The sequence below is a fragment of the Pseudomonas sp. S30 genome (genome assembly GCF_016518545.1).
Taxonomy (GTDB): Bacteria; Pseudomonadota; Gammaproteobacteria; order Pseudomonadales; family Pseudomonadaceae; genus Aquipseudomonas.
The window spans coordinates 82,662-97,966 of the sequence record NZ_JACVTO010000019.1; the positions used below are offsets into that span (position 1 = coordinate 82,662).

Genomic DNA, 15,305 nt, shown 5'->3' on the forward strand with positions numbered 1-15,305 from the left:
TATGTCATCTGGAAACGGATCAAGGGGCTTAATCGGTGCGGGATGAGTTTTTCCAGTCAATGATCGATAACCTTGGTGAAGCCACCTCGCGTCGTGAGGTGCCTGAAGCGAGTATCGACAGATACCAGTCAAAACTGCCTGGTGCACTGATGGGCTACTGGCGCGAAGAAGGCTGGTGTTCTTATGCCGATGGTTTGTTCTGGATCGTCGATCCGGATCCGTACAAAGCCACGCTTGATAGGTGGTTGCACGGTAGCGGCCTGGTCGAGATCGACAACTACCATGTAATCGCCAGGGATGCCTTCGGTTCGCTTTATGCCTGGGGCGAGCGTTATCAGCGCAGTATTACCGTGTCGAGCTTGGCCGGCGGCATCGTCGCGCTGAAGAGCCAGCTGCAACAACGCCAGAAAAATCCTGATCTTGCGCTGAGCATCTTTTTCGCAACGGCTACCAAAGATGACTTCGACTTCGAAGACCGTATGGGCAACCCTTTGTTCGAGCGCGCGCTTGCCAAGCTAGGGCCTTTATCGGAGAGCGAAATGTACGCTTTTGAGCCCGCGCTGAGTCTGGGGGGGCGGGCGGATCTTGATGGTCTGGTGAAGGTCGACATGGATGTCCATCTAACACTGCTTGACCAATTCAGGCGTTGAGTTGCCTGACGCTGTGTTGGTCCGTGCGCCTTAGGCTTCAATGACAGCGTCTGCTTGGGGTGCGGCCACCATCCAGCTTCATCCCTAAGCGCGAAGCTGCCATCCACCGCGCGACGAGGGTTCTGGTCGCGCTTACTGAATCGATGAGCAGCGTAGACGCCTATGCAGCTGCAGATAATGATGAATATGCTCGTATCGCCGCATGATGAAAACATTCGAAACGGCTGAAGCACCATCGCGAATAGCTGCCTGACTCGAAGGGGTTGGTTGAACAGGAGCTTCAATCTCTCGAAGAAGATATGGCCGACCAGTCGTTGGCAGGGGGGTGACCGACTCGCTCTCGATAGTCGCCTCGTTTCATGGCATCAATGGATAAGTTGCCCTCTACAGCGGCAACAACGATGTGGGTTGGAATTCCGTAGGCAGCGCCATTTCATATCATTGCTGGGCACTGAAGATTCGGATTCAGTCGTTCTCCACCCCTCGCTTTCTTCACCCACTTGTCAATCAACCGTAAGCGTCTGCCCAACTCACCTTGCGTAAGTCTTGCCGATCTCCACTGATGCGGCAGCACCTGCCCGATCTCACTCGCGCGCTGGGCCGGCAAGTGCGTCGACACATCTTTGAGATAGTATACGGATCATGCCCATTCATGCACGCCGATTGAATCAGGCTCACGATAGCCGCCGCCCGATTACCACTGCGCAGCGACCCGACAAACAGTCAGCTCGAGCGCCCGAGTGCCCATGGCCGTAACCTCAATACTCGGAATTGCCGAGACTGAGGCAAGAGCCTTGGGCAGTTAAAATCTGACTTATGTCGGGGGAGGCCTAATGGAAAGCCTGCGGCGCAGGAGTTTCATGAGGGTACCAATGGCGCTTTTACTGATTGAGCCACAGGTAAAGGATGGGTGCCGGCGCCGCGCTATACCAACCCCAATGAAAAAGGCGTAAATTTTGTTAAGTTTGACGGAATTGAAACGGCAGCTGAGGGTTCGTCTGTTATGTTAATTGACGCAAAGACAAAGTTGGCCATGTGGCGCCCCTCGACGCAAAAATCGGTTTTGGATACCTTGCAGCGTGTGAAAGCTGCCGTTGACCAGAGTTCCGGATGTAAAGTTGTATATGAATTTCCGAATCAAAAAGTTAAGGCTCAGGCTAAGGCTTTCATTCTGATGGATATACGTGGCATCATCATCATGATAGCGGGCGAATGCAACTAGTTCCCGAGCTAATTCATCAGAAAACTGGACATATTGGTGGCGAAGCCATGGGGGGTGGGAAGTGAACGGTATTGATCTTCATGGTTTTAATGACGAGTTATTGGCTTTTGTGATCACATGTTTATTTTGCTCTGCTATCAGCAGGGATGAGCTAAATATCTGGAGCGCTCAAGCCTTGGCGCTAAATAATGCCCCAAGCTATTTATATGATTTGATGGATTTTCAAGATGAGATTTTTAAGATTTATAAGGTGACTGGCTACGTACCTCATTGGGAGCATGCAGAAGGTGACGAGTATGCACTATACGGTATCGCCGCCCGTCGAGGTTTCAAACCTTATGATATGCCTGTTACCACCAACGAAGCGCTTATCCACCTCGAGGCCTCTCCGCGTATTGAAAATTTATTCAGAGAGGTTTTTCCCTTCATCAAATTTTAGACTGTTTTGAAAGAACTTCTACGCGAGTTAGGTAGAGCTGATTGTGGGGGCTGTATGGTGGCAAGCCCGATAGCGATAATTCTGCGACGCGCGCTATCTGGTCGATGGCCGATCACTCTGGGGGATGTTGGTGGGGAGCTCAAGGGCTAGGTCGGACAGTGGACCTCTGCTTCGGGTACGAAGTATTGCTGGTCTGACCTTGGGCGCGTAATCGACTGATGGGGCGTACCAGAATGAAAAAAATGGAAAGAATCCTTGAGCAGCAGCGGCACTGGCTATCTCAGTCGGCTGGTATGGTGGCTCAAGAGCTTGAGCACCTTGAAGAGGATCTTGCCTGTGAATCCTTGGAAGGTTTGAGCAATGTGTGTGACTCATTGGGCATACTTTCAGTTTGTAACGGTATACAGGGAGAGGTTTCTATTCGTGCCGGTGATACCTCTGGCTGGGAGGACGTATCACGCGCGATGATGTACCGCTATTGGGTGCTAATACTCAGAGCTAAGATTTTTTCGAATACGAGCTTTCTTCAAAACATTAGAAGCGCACCGAATCTGACCAGTCAGTTGAGCAATGCAGGTTGTTTACTTGCAGGTTTCATCGCTGCGGATAGGCATGATCTAGCGGAGTCGGTCGCCAATGTGCTTGTCGGGATGATAAGTGTTGATGGAGCTGTTGATCCCGACTATCTCAAAGAACGTCGATTCGAACCGTTCATGCTGTGGCTCTATTCTGTCTATTCGGGTGAAAGTGCACCTGCCCTGATCGAGTCAATGGATCTCGGCGTTTACAAGCAAGTGATAGACAGTTGGGTAGATGAGCAAAAGCTTGCCGGTGTGCTGGACGCGGTATGCCAATATCATTTAGCTAACTCCGAAGATAAGGGCGGGGCTTGGGATCCTGAGTTCAAAAACCCGCCTTTTGATTTGTTGCCTGTAGAGATTTTCGCAATTTTTAAGGTTCGCCAACAGTGCGGGTTGAAGTCACCTGCAGTTGCGAATCCTTTGTTATCTGCTGAAGTGGCTGCATTCGAGAACCTGGCTTTCAAGCCTGATGACATTTCTCTAATGACTGAGACGGCGTATAAAAATTTCTTCGGTTGAAGGACAGAAAGAAAATCGGGAACTGAACCGGCGCTGTGTATCAGCGGCAAAGCCGACCTGGAGCACATGGTGAAGTTGAACACGGAGGTTCACCTGATTATTCTGGATCAGTTACGTCGGTGAGGTGATGGCTGGAAGCGGAAGGATCACGGCCGCTTCCAAGTTGTTAGGGAGCAAATGATGACCAAACGCGCGCCGTTGGGTAATCCGGCCTATTGGTCAGAATGGGTCGCTTTTGGTGACGAATCCATAGCCCTCGGCTGGGACACGGCAAGTCGTCCATTCGGCGACCCAAGTTATGCGCCTCAGTATCTGTTCGAGTTGGCCCAGGATCATTGGCATCAGATGCTGCGTCGCTATTCTGCGGGCCTGCCGGTGGCAGATCTGGCAGGGTACTTTCCCGGTTTGCTTGATGCCTGGGAGCGGTCACAGCGCTTGGGTGCGCAGCAGTGGACTGCGCAGCAGGTGGCAAGCCGCACGCTGTGGGCGCTCAACTACGATCATTACATTGTGTGTTTCTGGCTCGTCGGCTTGGCGTTGACGCTCGATATTCCCGACGAGCAGTGGCTGCGTCTGTTGGCATTGATCGACAACGAGGGCGAGGACATCTTGCTAGACCGCATTATCGCTGCTCGGTCCCCGCATCGTCGGATCGGTACTGCGTTGCTGTATCCCAAACCGTACGCTCGGTTGCTGGCCGCAATCGATGCGCCTCCTGGCCAGCAAAGCGTGCTCCTTCAGGGGTTCGTCGGGCACTGGTATGCCGAAGTTGGCAGCGGTGCCCGTTCGGGCAGTCAGCAGCAAGCAGCGCCTTTCAAGCATCCTTACTGGTACCGTTATGGCGACGAGAATTTCGCAGGTGGTGCTTACTTTGGTCGCTGGTGCATTGAGGCGGTTGCTGCGGTCAAGGCGTTCGGTGTGGACGATTCGCTGTGTCATGGCCTCGAGCACTATCCTGAGGCGCTGCTTCATCCCGAGGCGCGGCAAGCGCAGCCGAGCGTGGAGTCGCCATCCACCGCGCGACGAGGGTTCTGGTCGCGGTTACTGAATCGATGAGCAGCTTAGACGCCATGGCAGCTGGAGATAACGATGAATACTCTGTTGTCGCCTGATGAATCTGGATCAGTCGAGTCGGTGAGTTGAAGCCCGCAATGCGGGCCCACCGGTATCAGCGGCCAAGGTGAAGTTTGTGACCGCTACGCGGCCCTCTCGCGACACCAGGCCGCTTCTACAGGGGATGTGCCTGGCGAGAGTGTTGTAGCTGTCTGCGTAAGACCTTTCCGAACTTGAAACCAGATGCTTCTAATCAGGGCTGATTGGGAACTATCCTACGCGACTTGCGGAAGCAGCGCTGTTTCGGGGGAAATGCCTCGGGGATAACGTCACAGAGTCGCCAGGTTGGTGACCGGGCGTGAGAAACCCGGCCAGTACTGTTAAGGCATTGCCTCACGGCAGCCGTGCGCGGGCAGACTTCGGTCTGGCCGGGTTTCCAGTACCTCGGTTTTCTCACCCCGTGTACGGCTGCCACCCAAATCCGTGAGAAAGGTTCGAGTGGTCGCTTCCATTTACGTACTGGAAATCGACTATGAAAAAGATCGTCCCTGACCCCCCTAATTTCCTACTTTTCAGTTATCAACGACTTGAGCCGCAAAATGGCTCTTGCTCAAGTTCACGAACCGATGAACCGCACCCTCGAAGTTTATCTCGGCACCGAGCCCTTAGCCGTCGACAGCTACCTGCTGGAACAGGGCGAAATCCTCAACCCGCTGATCGCCCACGCGGTGGCTAAGGAGGTGGCGCCATGACGGACGAACCCATTCAACCCACCAATGCTGAAAGCCTGTGCTGCGATCTGTGCAGGAGCGGCCTTGTGTCGCGAAAGGTCAGCGTAGCTGGCCCGTCAGTTCCATGGTGCTGCACAAGTCCTGGAGCTGCTACGCGCCCCTTTCCAATCAATCCGGCGCCTCCGGCAAGGCCGCTCCTGCAGGGCGATGCGAAAGACGAGTGCCCGGCGTTGTTTGCCGTGCAGAAAGACGTGCCGTTCGAGCAGGCGTTTTCGGAGTTGTCGGTCATGCTTGGCTGCATTCGCCATCTCACCATCGAGGCGGAAATGGAGAACGACCGGCAGGCGGGGAGTGCGGCGCGCATTCTCAGCGGTTTGGCCAAGGCGCTGATCGACGACTTGGAATCAGGGCTGCACGAGGCGATGGCCACACGCTGACTGGATTGGCAGAGGGTCAGATCAGCCGCTGACGATCTGATTCTTGCCCATGCGCTTGGCCTCATACATCGCCGCGTCGGCGCGGGCGAACAGGCTGTCCAGGCTTGTGTCTTCGTTACGCAGGCTGGTCAGGCCCTGGCTTACGGTCACGCCGAAACGCTCCTGGCCATGGCTGAAGCTCAAGCGCTGAATCTCGCGTTGCAGGCGTTCGGCGATCTGCTCGGCCACCTCGGCCTCGCATCCAGGAAACACGGCGGCGAATTCCTCGCCGCCGATGCGCCCGAACAGGTCGCCGCGGCGCAGGATGGTCTTGCCGCTGTCGGCGATGCGTTGCAGCACCTGGTCGCCCTCGGGGTGGCCATAGCTGTCGTTGATCAGCTTGAAATCGTCGATGTCCAGCAGCAGGAACGACAGCGGCGTGCCGTTTTCCCGTGCGCGATCGAACGCATGGTGGGCGCATTCGAAGAAGTGCCGACGGTTGCTGCTCTGGGTCAGTACGTCGGTGGTGGCCAGGCGCTTGAGCTCGCCTTCGAGGTGCTTCTTGTCGGTGATGTCTTCGGCAATGCCGACGATGATCACCCGCTCGCCCTTGCGCCGCTGGTTGATGTAGCACTTGTCGCTGAGCCAGCGCACCTGGCCATCGGCGTTGATGATGCGGTATTCGCGATCTTCGACGGTGCCCTTGACCAGCACCTGGGCCAGGCTGCGCTCGGCGTGGTCGAGGTCGTCGGGATGGATCGCGTCGCGCCACTGGTTGAAGTCGGCCATCAGCAGGCTGGCGGAGCGGCCATAGATGCGCTCGTAGGCCGGGCTCACGTACAGCACCTGGCGGGTTTCCCAGTCGAAGGCCCAGAGCACGGCGTTGACGCTGTCGAGCAGCGAGCTGAACAACTGGTCGCGCTCGCTCAGGCGCGCCACTTCGCCTTGGGCATGCAGCAGGGCCAGCAATGTCTGGGCTGCCTCGGGACGCTGAGGGATCGGCTGAAGCGGCGAGCGTTCTTTGGCCATGAGCACGGATCGATTCTCTACGAAGGCGCATGCGGCCAGCTGGCGGCCCGCCACGCGGGCGATAATCCGCTTTCGAGTCGAGTCGGGGAGCTAAGTTCCTGATCGGCATGCCCCAGGGCAGGGCATGCCGATCAACGGCGGTCAGGCGCCGACGGGGCGCAGGGAGTAGGTCTTGAGCTGGGCGGCGAAGTCGCGCAGGGACTGGATACCGCTGGCTTCGGCCTCGTGCACCCAGTCCTTCATGGCGGCGAGCATGTCGTGACCGTTGGCGCTGGTGCGTGCCCAGATCTGCTGCAGGGCCAGGCGTTTTTCGTAGATGGTCTTGAGCACCTGGCTGTGGTCGAGCATCGACTCGATGCGCAGGTGATGGCGGTCCTGCAGTAGGCTGGTTTCCCGTGACAACAGGCGCTTGGCGCGGCGGAACTGATGGCGCATGGAGGCATCCACGGCGTCCAGTTCCTGCTTGACCAGTGGCGCGATCACCAGCTTGCGGTACTGCGCCATGATCTGGAAGCGGTTGTTGAGGATCGCCATGGCCGTGTCCATGTCCAGCGAAGCCTTGCCTTCGACCCGGTGGGCGATGGGCGCCACGCGCTGCACCTTGGCCAAGCGCAACAGGCACAGCAGGCGAATCCACATCCAGCCCATGTCGAATTCCCAGCGGCGCACGGACAGCTTGGCCGAGTTGGGGTAGGTATGGTGGTTGTTGTGCAGCTCCTCGCCGCCGATGATGATGCCCCAGGGCACCAGGTTGGTGGCCGCGTCGCGGCACTCGAAGTTGCGGTAGCCCACGGCATGGCCCAGGCCGTTGACCACACCCGCGGCCCAGAACGGGATCCACATCATCTGCACGGCCCAGACGGTGATGCCCAGGGTGCCGAACAGCAGCAGGTCGATCACCGCCATCAAGGCGATGCCGCCCAGCTTGTAGCGCGAATAGACCTTGCGCTCCAGCCAGTCGTCCGGGCAGTTCTTGCCGTAGATGCGCAGGGTGTCCTCGTTGCGTGCCTCTTCCCGGTACAGTTCCGCGCCCTTGCGCAGGACCGTGCCCAGGCCCTTGTACACCGGGCTGTGCGGGTCGTCGGGGGTTTCGCACTTGGCGTGGTGCTTGCGGTGGACGGCCGTCCACTCGCGGGTGTTCTGCGCGGTGGTCAGCCACAGCCAGAAGCGGAAGAAGTGCTTGAGCCCGGCGTTGAGCTCCAGGGAGCGGTGCGCCGAATAGCGATGCAGGTAGATGGTGACGCTGATGATGGTCACGTGGGTCATCAGCAAGGTGACCGCGACCACTTGCCAGGCCGACAGGTCGAGCAGACCGTTATGCCACATGGTGGGAATAGCCCTCGGTAAAACAGGATGGACAACGGGCGCATTATCCCTTTGCAGGGAAATAAAACCAGTCGGGCGTGCCTCTGGTACAGCGCCATCGGTCGCTTCCAGGCCCTGCGCCAGGCAGGGAGGGCAGGCTGGGCGGGCGATGGCGGCAGCCCCTGAGACTTATTTATGAGCCGGGAATTAAAGTCACGGCATGTTTCAGCATTTATACTGCGCCCTTCTTTTTCCAGGACCGATGCGCCCGACATGTCTGTTTCCGTTCGCGACGCCTTGCGCATGGCTGCGCTCTACGTTGTGTTGTCGTTCCTCTGGCTGGTGGCGTCGGAGGTGGTGTTGCGTGGCATGACCGACGACGACCTGGCTCTCACGGTCGGGCGACAGATCAATGTGGTGGTCTGGGTGCTGCTCAGCGCCGGCCTGATCTTCGTGTCGCGGGCACGGCTGCTGAACTTCATCGGCGTCGGCGCGCGGTTGCGCAGCGAAGACCGCGAGCGCCTGCGCATGGCGGCGGCGGTGTTCGACAGCACCCTGGAGGGTGTGCTGGTCACCGACCGCAATGGCCTGATCGTGCACGTGAACCGCGCCTTCATGCGCATCACCGGCTACGGCCAGGACGAAGTCCTCGGTCAGCGTCCGAGCAAGTTCAAGTCCGGCCGCCATGGCGCGGCGTTCTATCGGGATATCTACCGCACCCTCAAGGAGCGCGGCGAGTGGAGCGGGGAAATCTGGAACCGGCGCAAGAGTGGCGAGATCTACCCGCAGTGGCAGACCATCTGCGCCATTCGCGACGAGGCCGGCGCGCTGAGCCACTACGTGGCGGTGTTCAGCGACATCAGCGCGATCAAGCATTCCGAGCAGGAACTGGCCTACCTGGCGCACCACGACCCGCTGACCGGGCTGCCCAACCGCCTGCTGTTCAGCGACCGCGCCGAACAGGCCCTGGCCGCCGCCGAGTCGAACAAACGCGGCTGCGCCCTGTTGCTGCTCGACCTCGATCACTTCCAGAGCATCAACGACAGCCTGGGTCACCCGGTGGGCGATCAGCTGCTCAAGCTGGTCGGCGAACGTCTGCGCGAGCAGGTGGGCAGCGGCGTGACCCTGGCGCGGCTGGGGGGCGATGAGTTCGCCGTGCTGCTCGAAGGCGGCCAGCAGATGACCCAGGCCGCGAGCACCGCGCAACGCCTGATCGAGCGCCTGCACGAGCCGTTCATGGTCGAAGACCAGCGCCTGTTCATCAGCGCCAGCATCGGCATCAGCCTGTTCCCCAGCGATGCGCAGAGCGCCGAGCAGCTGCTGCGCAACGCCGATTCGGCGCTGTTCAAGGCCAAGAGCAATGGCCGTGCCTGCTACGCGCTGTACACCGAGGAGCTGACGGCGCATGCCCAGCACCGGGTGGAGACCGCCGGCGAGTTGCGCCGCGCCCTGGCGCAAGAAGAACTGCGGGTGTTCTACCAGCCCGTGCACGATTTGCTCAGCGGCGCCATGGTCGGCGTCGAGGCCCTGGTGCGCTGGCAGCATCCCGAGCGCGGCCTGGTGCCGCCAGGCGAATTCATTCCCATCGCCGAGCGCACCGGCCTGATCGCCGACATCGATGCCTGGGTGCTGCGCCAGGCCTGTACGCAGATGGTTCGCTGGCAAGCCCAGGGCCGTGGCCTGCGCTTCGTCGCGGTGAACCTGTCGAGCCGTCTGTTCGGCCAGCGCGAGCTGTACCGCCAGGTCGACCAGGTGCTGCACGACACGGGGCTGGACCCCGCCTTGCTGGAGCTGGAGGTCACCGAGAGCGCGGTGATGGAGGATCCGGAGGTGGCCATGCAGCAACTGCATCGTCTGCGCGAGCTGGGCGTGTGCCTGGCGATCGACGATTTCGGCACTGGCTATTCCTCGCTGCTGCGACTCAAGCGTCTGCCGGTGCAGAAGCTCAAGATCGACCAGGGCTTCGTCGCCGGCCTGCCCCAGGACAAGGAAGACGTGGCCATCGTCCGGGTGATCATCGCCCTGGCGCGCAGCCTGGGCATGCAGGTGCACGCCGAGGGCATCGAGCAGGCCGAACAGGCGCGCTTCCTGCTGGAGCAGCAGTGCGACCTGGGGCAGGGCTACTGGTTTGGCCGTCCGCTGCCGGCGCACAGCCTGGGCGAGTGACCAGGCGCATGAGGTCGCTGCACCGGCGGGCTTGAGTGCCTGCACCGCTCAGCGCTTGTCCAGGCCTCTGGCCAGTCGATCCCCGCCCAGCTGGATCACCGCCACCAGCGCCACCAGCATGACGATCACCGTCAGCATGATCTGGCTGTCGAAACGCTGGTAGCCATAGCGGTAGGCGATGTCGCCCAGCCCGCCCGCGCCGATGGCCCCGGCCATGGCCGAGGAATTGATCAGGGTCACCAGGGTGATGGTGAAACCCCCGACGATCCCCGGCAGGGCCTCGGGCAGCAGCACGTGCCAGACAATGTGCCAGCGCCGGCAGCCCATGGCCTGGGCGGCTTCGATCAGGCCGTGATCCACCTCGCGCAGGCTCACTTCGGCGATCCGCGCGAAGAACGGCGTGGCAGCGATGGTCAGCGGCACCACCGCGGCCCACACCCCATAGGTCGTGCCGACGATCAGGCGGGTGAAGGGGATCAGCGCCACCATCAGGATCAGGAACGGCACCGAGCGGAACAGGTTGACGAAGGCGCCCAGCACCCGGTTCAGCACGGGCGCCTGGTAGATGCCGCCCTTGTCGCTGGTCACCAGCAGCACGGCCAGGGGGATGCCCACCAGCAGCGCGATCGCCGAGGACACGCCGACCATCAGCAGGGTGTCGAGCAGGCCTTGCAGCAAGCGTTCAGTCCACATGGCCCAGTACCTCCACGTCGGCGGCCCGGCTGCGGGCGCGCTCGAGCAGTTGCGTCAGATTCAGCGGCGAACCCCGCACGGCCAGCACCAGCTGACCCAAGGTCCGCGTGCCCAGCGTATCGATGCCGCCATGCAGCAGGTGCACCTGCCCGCCCAGCTCGCGGCTCAGCGCGGCAAGGTCCGGCTCGCCGAGAAACTGCAGGCGCAGCACCACAGCCGCCCCTGGATGGCTCGGCTGTGCGCTCAGCGCCGCCTGCAACGTGGCCGGCAGGCGCGCTTGCAAGGGTGCCAGGAGGCTGCGGGTGACGGCGTGTTTGGGTGAACCGAACACCTCCCAGACTTCGCCTTGCTCCACTGCCTCTCCGCCTTCGAGCACCACCACCCGGTGGCAGATGTCGCGGATCACCGCCATCTCGTGGGTGATCAGCACGATGGTCAGGCCCAGGCGGGCATTGATGTCGCGCAGCAGGGCCAGGATCGACTGGGTGGTTTCAGGGTCCAGGGCCGAGGTCGCTTCGTCGCACAGCAGGATCTGCGGGTCGTGGACCAGCGCCCGGGCGATGCCCACGCGCTGCTTCTGGCCACCGGAGAGCTGCGCCGGATACACCTTGTGCTTGTTCTCCAGCCCCACCAGCGCCAGCAGCTCGCTGACCTTGCGCCGCCGTTCGGCCTTGCCTGCGCCGGCCACCCTCAGCGGCAGTTCGACGTTCTCGAACACGGTCTTGGCCGACATCAGGTTGAAGTGCTGGAAGATCATGCCGATGCGTCGGCGCAGCGCTACCAGCTGCGTGTCGTCCAGCGGCGCGATGTCGCTCTGGTCGATCAGCACGCGACCACTGCTGGGCCGCTCCAGGCGGTTGATGGTGCGCAGCAGCGACGACTTGCCGGCGCCGCTGCGGCCGATGATGCCGAAGATCTCGCCACGGCGAATGTTCAGGTCGATGCCGTGCAGTGCCGGCTGGGGCTGGCCGGGGTAGGTCTTGCCCAGGCCGATGAAGCGCACGTGGGCCGTGTTCACCTCCGGGCGCAATACCTGCTCGCGGGCAGGTGTCGGCTCTGCCGTGGGGATGGGCGCCCTGAGGGCGCTGGCGCTGCTCATCTCAGCCCTCCCAACCGGCTTGGTACAGGCTGCCATGGGCCTTGTCCAGGGCCGCGCGCACGGCTGGCGAATGCTGGTAGATGTCGACGAAGCGAGCCAGGCGCGGGTCGTCCTTGCTCTGTGGGCGGATGACGAACTGGATCACGTATTCCTTGTTCTCCAGGCCGTCGAACAGCAGCGCCGAGGTGGCGTCGAACGTGTTGGCCAGGCGGATATAGGCCGGGTAGCCCTGCACCAGGTCGGCGTCATCGTAGGCGCGAACCAGCTGCACCGCTTCCACCTGGATGATCTTCAGGCGCTTGGGGTTGGCGACGATATCGGCCTCGGTAGCCTTGTAGCCCACTCCCGGCTTGAGCTCGATCAGCCCGGCCTTGGCCAGCAGCTGCAAGCCGCGACCGCTGTTGATGGGGTCGTTGGCGATGGCCACGCTGGCCCCTTCGGGCAATTCGGCGAACGACTTGTAGCGTTTGGAGTACAGGCCCACGTTGTTGATGATGCCCGGGGCGTAGGGCACCAGGTCGAATCCGGCGGCGGCCTTGGCGTTCTCCAGGAACGGGATGTGCTGGAAGTAGTTCACGTCGATGTCACCGCTGTTGAGGCTGACATTCGGCGCGATCCAGTCACTGAACTCGATCAGCTTCACCTCCAGGCCCTGCTTGTGCGCCTCCTCCACCGCGGCTTCCAGCGGGATGGCGAAGGCCGCGGTGGTGCCGACCTTCAACGGCTCCTCGGCCAGCGCTGCGCTGCACAGGCCCAGGCCGAGGAGCAGGGCGGCCAAGGGACGGATGAATTTCTCACGCATGGTGCACGGCTCCGGTAGGGACAGGTTGTGGGAAGCGATGGCGGCTGCCGGGATGGTCGGCCGGCAGGTGGGCGTCGGGGCTGGCGAAGAGTTTCTGGCGCAGGGTGCCTTCGGCGTAGGCGGTCTTGTAGCGGCCGCGGCGTTGCAGCTCGGGGATGACCAGCTCGATGAAGTCCTCGTAGCTTTCCGGGGTGACGGTACGGGTCAGGTTGAAGCCGTCCAGGCCGGTCTGGTCGATCCAGTCGATCAGTTGCTGGGCGACCTGCTCGGGCGAGCCGACCAGGGTCACGTAGCGCCCGCCCAGGGCGTGCTGCTGCAACAGGCGACGACGGGTCCAGGTGCTGTCCTGCAGGATCCTGTTGGCCGACTGGATGGCATTGCCGTCACCGGCCTGGATCGGCTCGTCCAGCTCGAAGGCCGCGAAGTCGATGCCGGTGGAGGCGGCGAAGTGCGCCACCCCGGCCTCGGCGCTGGCGTAGCGCAGGTACTCGGCATGCTTGGTGCGTGCCTGCTGCTCGGTGGCCGCGACGATCACGCTGATGCCCATGAACACCTTCACGGCGTGCGGATCGCGCCCGGCCGCCTGGGCGGCGGCGCGTACCTTGTCCACCTGGGCACGGGTGCCGGCGTGGGTCTGCCCGCCGATGAACACGCATTCGGCATGCTGCCCGGCGAAGGCCAGGCCCCGGCTGGAGCTGCCGGCCTGGAACAGCACCGGCGTGCGCTGCGGCGAAGGCTCGCACAGGTGATAGCCCTCGACCTTGTAGAACTCGCCGCGATGTTCGACCTTGCGCACCCGGTCCGGGCGCGCATAGACGCGCTGGGCGCGGTCGGCGATCACCGCGTCATCGGCCCAGCTGCCTTCGAGCAGTTGATACAGCACATCGAGGTACTCGTCGGCCTGGTCGTAGCGCCGGTCGTGCTCGGGTTGCTGGTCCAGGCCCATGGCCCGCGCGGCGCTGTCCAGGTAGCCGGTGACGATGTTCCAGCCCACCCGGCCCTGGCTCAGGTGGTCGAGGGTCGAAAGCCTGCGGGCGAACAGGTAGGGCGCTTCGTAGGTGAGGTTGGCGGTCAGGCCGAAGCCCAGGTGGCGAGTCACCGCGGCCATGGCCGAGACCAGCAGCAGCGGGTCGTTGACCGGCAGCTGGATCGACTCCTTCAACGTCACGTCCACCGATTGGCCGTAGACATCGTAGGTGCCGACGATGTCGGCGATGAACAGCCCGTCGAACAGCCCGCGTTCGAGCAGGCGAGCCAGGTCGGTCCAGTAGGCCAGTGTCTTGTACTGGGTGGAGGTGTCGCGCGGATGGGTCCACAGGCCGTGATTGATGTGGCCGACGCAGTTCATGTTGAAGGCGTTGAGCAGGATCTGGCGGGGCATCAGAGGGTCCCCCGCAGCGGTGGGTTTTCGCGATTGAGGTAGTAGTTGCCGATGGCGTGGTATTTCCAGCGCACCGGGTCGTGCAGCGTGTGTACGCGAGCGTTGCGCCAGTGCCGGTCGAGGTTGTGCTCGGCCAGGGTGGCGCGGCTGCCGGCCAGCTCGAACAGGGTGCTGCCGGCAGCCAGGGAAATCTCGGTGCTGATCGCCCGTGCCTCGGCCACGGCGATGGAGGCGGCGGCCACCGAATCGGCGTCGGTGTCGCGCTGGGCGCGGTCCAGCGCTTCGCCCGCGCGTTCGAGCAGGGCTTCGGCGGCGTGCAGTCGAATGGTCAGGCGACCGAAGGCGTTGAGCGTGAGCGGGTCGGCCGAGGCGCGATCGACGCCCGAATCGATCCAGGGCCGACTGTGCTGGCGCACGAAGGCCAGGGCATCCTCGACCGCGGCGCGGGCGATGCCGGTATCGATGGCGGCATGGAGAATCTGCGCCAACGGCCCCACCGGCGTCGGGCGCTCGAAGGCAGACTGGAACGGCACCACGTCGCGGGCTTCGACACGCACATCCTCGAACAGCACCGAGCCGCTGCCCGTGGTGCGCTGGCCGAAGCCGCTCCAATCGTCGATCACCTGCACGCCCGGGGTGTCGGCGGGCACGAAGGCCAACTGCTGGATGCCGTCGTCGTCGATCACCGAGGTGGGGATGCGCTGGGCGTAGATCGCCCCGGTGGCGTAGAACTTGCGTCCGTTGATGCGATAGCCGTCGCCCTCGCGGCTCAGGCGCGTGGTGCGGTCGTGGGCGGTGCGTGTCCCCAGTTCGGCCAGGGCGTTGCCGAAACGCCTGCCGCCGAGCACCTCGGCATACAGGCGCTGCTGCTGTTCGGCCGTGCCGTTCACCCGCAGCACCTCCAGCGCGTAGAAATGGTTCTGCGGAATCTGCCCGAGCGAGGCATCCGCCTGGGCGATACGGGCGATGACCTTGGCCAGGGTGACATTGGACACCTGGGCGCCGCCGAAGGCCTTGGGCACACTGATGCCCCACAGGCCGGAGCGGGTGAACAGTTCCAGTTCCGCATGGGGCAGCCGCCGCTCGCGGTCGCGCAGCGCGCTGTCGGTGTGCAACTGAAGGGCGAGGTCTTCGGCGACGGCCAGGGCCTGGGCATCGTCGCGAATGAGTGTCGAAGTCATGGTGTCTCCAAAGTGGGCCGCCACGCCCTGCTGGCGCG

The 15,305-nt window shown here is 62.1% G+C and carries 16 protein-coding genes and 1 pseudogene; 9 read left to right on the top strand and 8 right to left on the bottom strand.

The annotated features are described in order from the left end of the window. Nucleotides 1-59: 59 nt before the first annotated feature. Nucleotides 60-650 carry a GAD-like domain-containing protein gene (locus IAE34_RS19400; protein ID WP_200140563.1) on the top strand — a complete coding sequence of 197 codons (591 nt, stop codon included), beginning with the start codon at nucleotides 60-62 and terminating at the stop codon, nucleotides 648-650. 553 nt (nucleotides 651-1,203) lie between these two features. On the opposite strand, the pseudogene IAE34_RS19405 reads toward IAE34_RS19400, so the two are convergent. Continuing rightward, a pseudogene (locus tag IAE34_RS19405) lies at nucleotides 1,204-1,409 on the bottom strand (transposase domain-containing protein); the annotation flags it as partial. A gap of 151 nt (nucleotides 1,410-1,560) precedes the next feature. Between IAE34_RS19405 and IAE34_RS19410 the strand changes: the two are divergent. The 7 genes from IAE34_RS19410 (at nucleotide 1,561) to IAE34_RS24390 (ending at nucleotide 5,632) form a co-directional block, all read left to right on the top strand. Then, the gene (locus tag IAE34_RS19410) at nucleotides 1,561-1,872 is read left to right on the top strand and encodes a hypothetical protein (RefSeq protein ID WP_200140564.1); all 312 of its coding nucleotides are present in this window, start codon (nucleotides 1,561-1,563) and stop codon (nucleotides 1,870-1,872) included. Further along, complete coding sequence (locus tag IAE34_RS24810; RefSeq protein WP_442793227.1) at nucleotides 1,863-1,937, top strand: HNH endonuclease; 75 nt, start codon at nucleotides 1,863-1,865, stop codon at nucleotides 1,935-1,937. The genes IAE34_RS19410 and IAE34_RS24810 overlap by 10 nt, the downstream gene beginning before the upstream one ends. Beyond that, entirely contained in the window at nucleotides 1,934-2,311 is a 378-nt protein-coding gene (locus IAE34_RS19420; protein WP_325101002.1) for a hypothetical protein, read from the top strand. The genes IAE34_RS24810 and IAE34_RS19420 overlap by 4 nt, the downstream gene beginning before the upstream one ends. Before the next feature lie 233 nt (nucleotides 2,312-2,544). After that, entirely contained in the window at nucleotides 2,545-3,411 is an 867-nt protein-coding gene (locus tag IAE34_RS19425) for a hypothetical protein (RefSeq protein ID WP_233631250.1), read from the top strand. A gap of 180 nt (nucleotides 3,412-3,591) precedes the next feature. After that, nucleotides 3,592-4,467 (top strand): PoNe immunity protein domain-containing protein, encoded by an 876-nt coding sequence (locus tag IAE34_RS19430; protein ID WP_200140566.1) that lies wholly within the window; start codon nucleotides 3,592-3,594, stop codon nucleotides 4,465-4,467. Between the two features lie 596 nt (nucleotides 4,468-5,063). Then, complete coding sequence (locus IAE34_RS19435) at nucleotides 5,064-5,216, top strand: hypothetical protein (protein ID WP_200140567.1); 153 nt, start codon at nucleotides 5,064-5,066, stop codon at nucleotides 5,214-5,216. A gap of 176 nt (nucleotides 5,217-5,392) precedes the next feature. Further along, nucleotides 5,393-5,632 carry a DUF3077 domain-containing protein gene (locus tag IAE34_RS24390; protein WP_233631256.1) on the top strand — a complete coding sequence of 80 codons (240 nt, stop codon included), beginning with the start codon at nucleotides 5,393-5,395 and terminating at the stop codon, nucleotides 5,630-5,632. A gap of 21 nt (nucleotides 5,633-5,653) precedes the next feature. On the opposite strand, the gene IAE34_RS19445 is transcribed toward IAE34_RS24390, so the two are convergent. Continuing rightward, nucleotides 5,654-6,640 (bottom strand): GGDEF domain-containing protein, encoded by a 987-nt coding sequence (locus tag IAE34_RS19445; protein WP_200140569.1) that lies wholly within the window; start codon nucleotides 6,638-6,640, stop codon nucleotides 5,654-5,656. 141 nt (nucleotides 6,641-6,781) lie between these two features. Beyond that, nucleotides 6,782-7,966 (bottom strand): delta-9 fatty acid desaturase DesA, encoded by a 1,185-nt coding sequence (gene desA, locus IAE34_RS19450; protein ID WP_200140570.1) that lies wholly within the window; start codon nucleotides 7,964-7,966, stop codon nucleotides 6,782-6,784. A gap of 252 nt (nucleotides 7,967-8,218) precedes the next feature. Between desA and dibA the strand changes: the two genes are divergently transcribed. Further along, nucleotides 8,219-10,111 carry a phosphodiesterase DibA gene (gene dibA, locus IAE34_RS19455; RefSeq protein ID WP_200140571.1) on the top strand — a complete coding sequence of 631 codons (1,893 nt, stop codon included), beginning with the start codon at nucleotides 8,219-8,221 and terminating at the stop codon, nucleotides 10,109-10,111. Between the two features lie 48 nt (nucleotides 10,112-10,159). Here the strand turns inward: dibA and IAE34_RS19460 are convergent, their stop codons facing one another. Genes IAE34_RS19460 through IAE34_RS19480 form a run of 5 tightly spaced genes read right to left on the bottom strand, consistent with a single transcriptional unit; the run spans nucleotide 10,160 to nucleotide 15,267 of the window. Next, the gene (locus IAE34_RS19460) at nucleotides 10,160-10,804 is read right to left on the bottom strand and encodes a methionine ABC transporter permease (RefSeq protein ID WP_200140572.1); all 645 of its coding nucleotides are present in this window, start codon (nucleotides 10,802-10,804) and stop codon (nucleotides 10,160-10,162) included. Then, nucleotides 10,794-11,903 (bottom strand): methionine ABC transporter ATP-binding protein, encoded by a 1,110-nt coding sequence (locus tag IAE34_RS19465; protein ID WP_200140573.1) that lies wholly within the window; start codon nucleotides 11,901-11,903, stop codon nucleotides 10,794-10,796. Before IAE34_RS19465 ends, IAE34_RS19460 begins: the two co-directional genes overlap by 11 nt. 1 nt (nucleotide 11,904) lies before the next feature. After that, nucleotides 11,905-12,705 (bottom strand): MetQ/NlpA family ABC transporter substrate-binding protein, encoded by an 801-nt coding sequence (locus IAE34_RS19470; protein ID WP_200140574.1) that lies wholly within the window; start codon nucleotides 12,703-12,705, stop codon nucleotides 11,905-11,907. Then, entirely contained in the window at nucleotides 12,698-14,086 is a 1,389-nt protein-coding gene (locus IAE34_RS19475) for an LLM class flavin-dependent oxidoreductase (protein WP_200140575.1), read from the bottom strand. The genes IAE34_RS19470 and IAE34_RS19475 overlap by 8 nt, the downstream gene beginning before the upstream one ends. Continuing rightward, nucleotides 14,086-15,267 (bottom strand): SfnB family sulfur acquisition oxidoreductase, encoded by a 1,182-nt coding sequence (locus IAE34_RS19480; RefSeq protein WP_200140576.1) that lies wholly within the window; start codon nucleotides 15,265-15,267, stop codon nucleotides 14,086-14,088. The genes IAE34_RS19475 and IAE34_RS19480 overlap by 1 nt, the downstream gene beginning before the upstream one ends. Between the last annotated feature and the right edge of the window lie 38 nt (nucleotides 15,268-15,305).

Excerpts from the sequence above, each read along its gene's own strand:
- IAE34_RS19400 (WP_200140563.1), top strand. The coding sequence starts at position 60 with ATGATCGATAACCTTGGTGAAGCCACCTCGCGTCGTGAGGTGCCTGAA.
- IAE34_RS19425 (WP_233631250.1), top strand. The coding sequence starts at position 2,545 with ATGAAAAAAATGGAAAGAATCCTTGAGCAGCAGCGGCACTGGCTATCT.
- IAE34_RS19430 (WP_200140566.1), top strand. The coding sequence starts at position 3,592 with ATGACCAAACGCGCGCCGTTGGGTAATCCGGCCTATTGGTCAGAATGG.
- IAE34_RS19435 (WP_200140567.1), top strand. The coding sequence starts at position 5,064 with ATGGCTCTTGCTCAAGTTCACGAACCGATGAACCGCACCCTCGAAGTT.
- IAE34_RS19445 (WP_200140569.1), bottom strand. The coding sequence starts at position 6,640 with ATGGCCAAAGAACGCTCGCCGCTTCAGCCGATCCCTCAGCGTCCCGAG.
- desA (WP_200140570.1), bottom strand. The coding sequence starts at position 7,966 with ATGTGGCATAACGGTCTGCTCGACCTGTCGGCCTGGCAAGTGGTCGCG.
- dibA (WP_200140571.1), top strand. The coding sequence starts at position 8,219 with ATGTCTGTTTCCGTTCGCGACGCCTTGCGCATGGCTGCGCTCTACGTT.
- IAE34_RS19460 (WP_200140572.1), bottom strand. The coding sequence starts at position 10,804 with ATGTGGACTGAACGCTTGCTGCAAGGCCTGCTCGACACCCTGCTGATG.
- IAE34_RS19465 (WP_200140573.1), bottom strand. The coding sequence starts at position 11,903 with ATGAGCAGCGCCAGCGCCCTCAGGGCGCCCATCCCCACGGCAGAGCCG.
- IAE34_RS19470 (WP_200140574.1), bottom strand. The coding sequence starts at position 12,705 with ATGCGTGAGAAATTCATCCGTCCCTTGGCCGCCCTGCTCCTCGGCCTG.
- IAE34_RS19475 (WP_200140575.1), bottom strand. The coding sequence starts at position 14,086 with ATGCCCCGCCAGATCCTGCTCAACGCCTTCAACATGAACTGCGTCGGC.
- IAE34_RS19480 (WP_200140576.1), bottom strand. The coding sequence starts at position 15,267 with ATGACTTCGACACTCATTCGCGACGATGCCCAGGCCCTGGCCGTCGCC.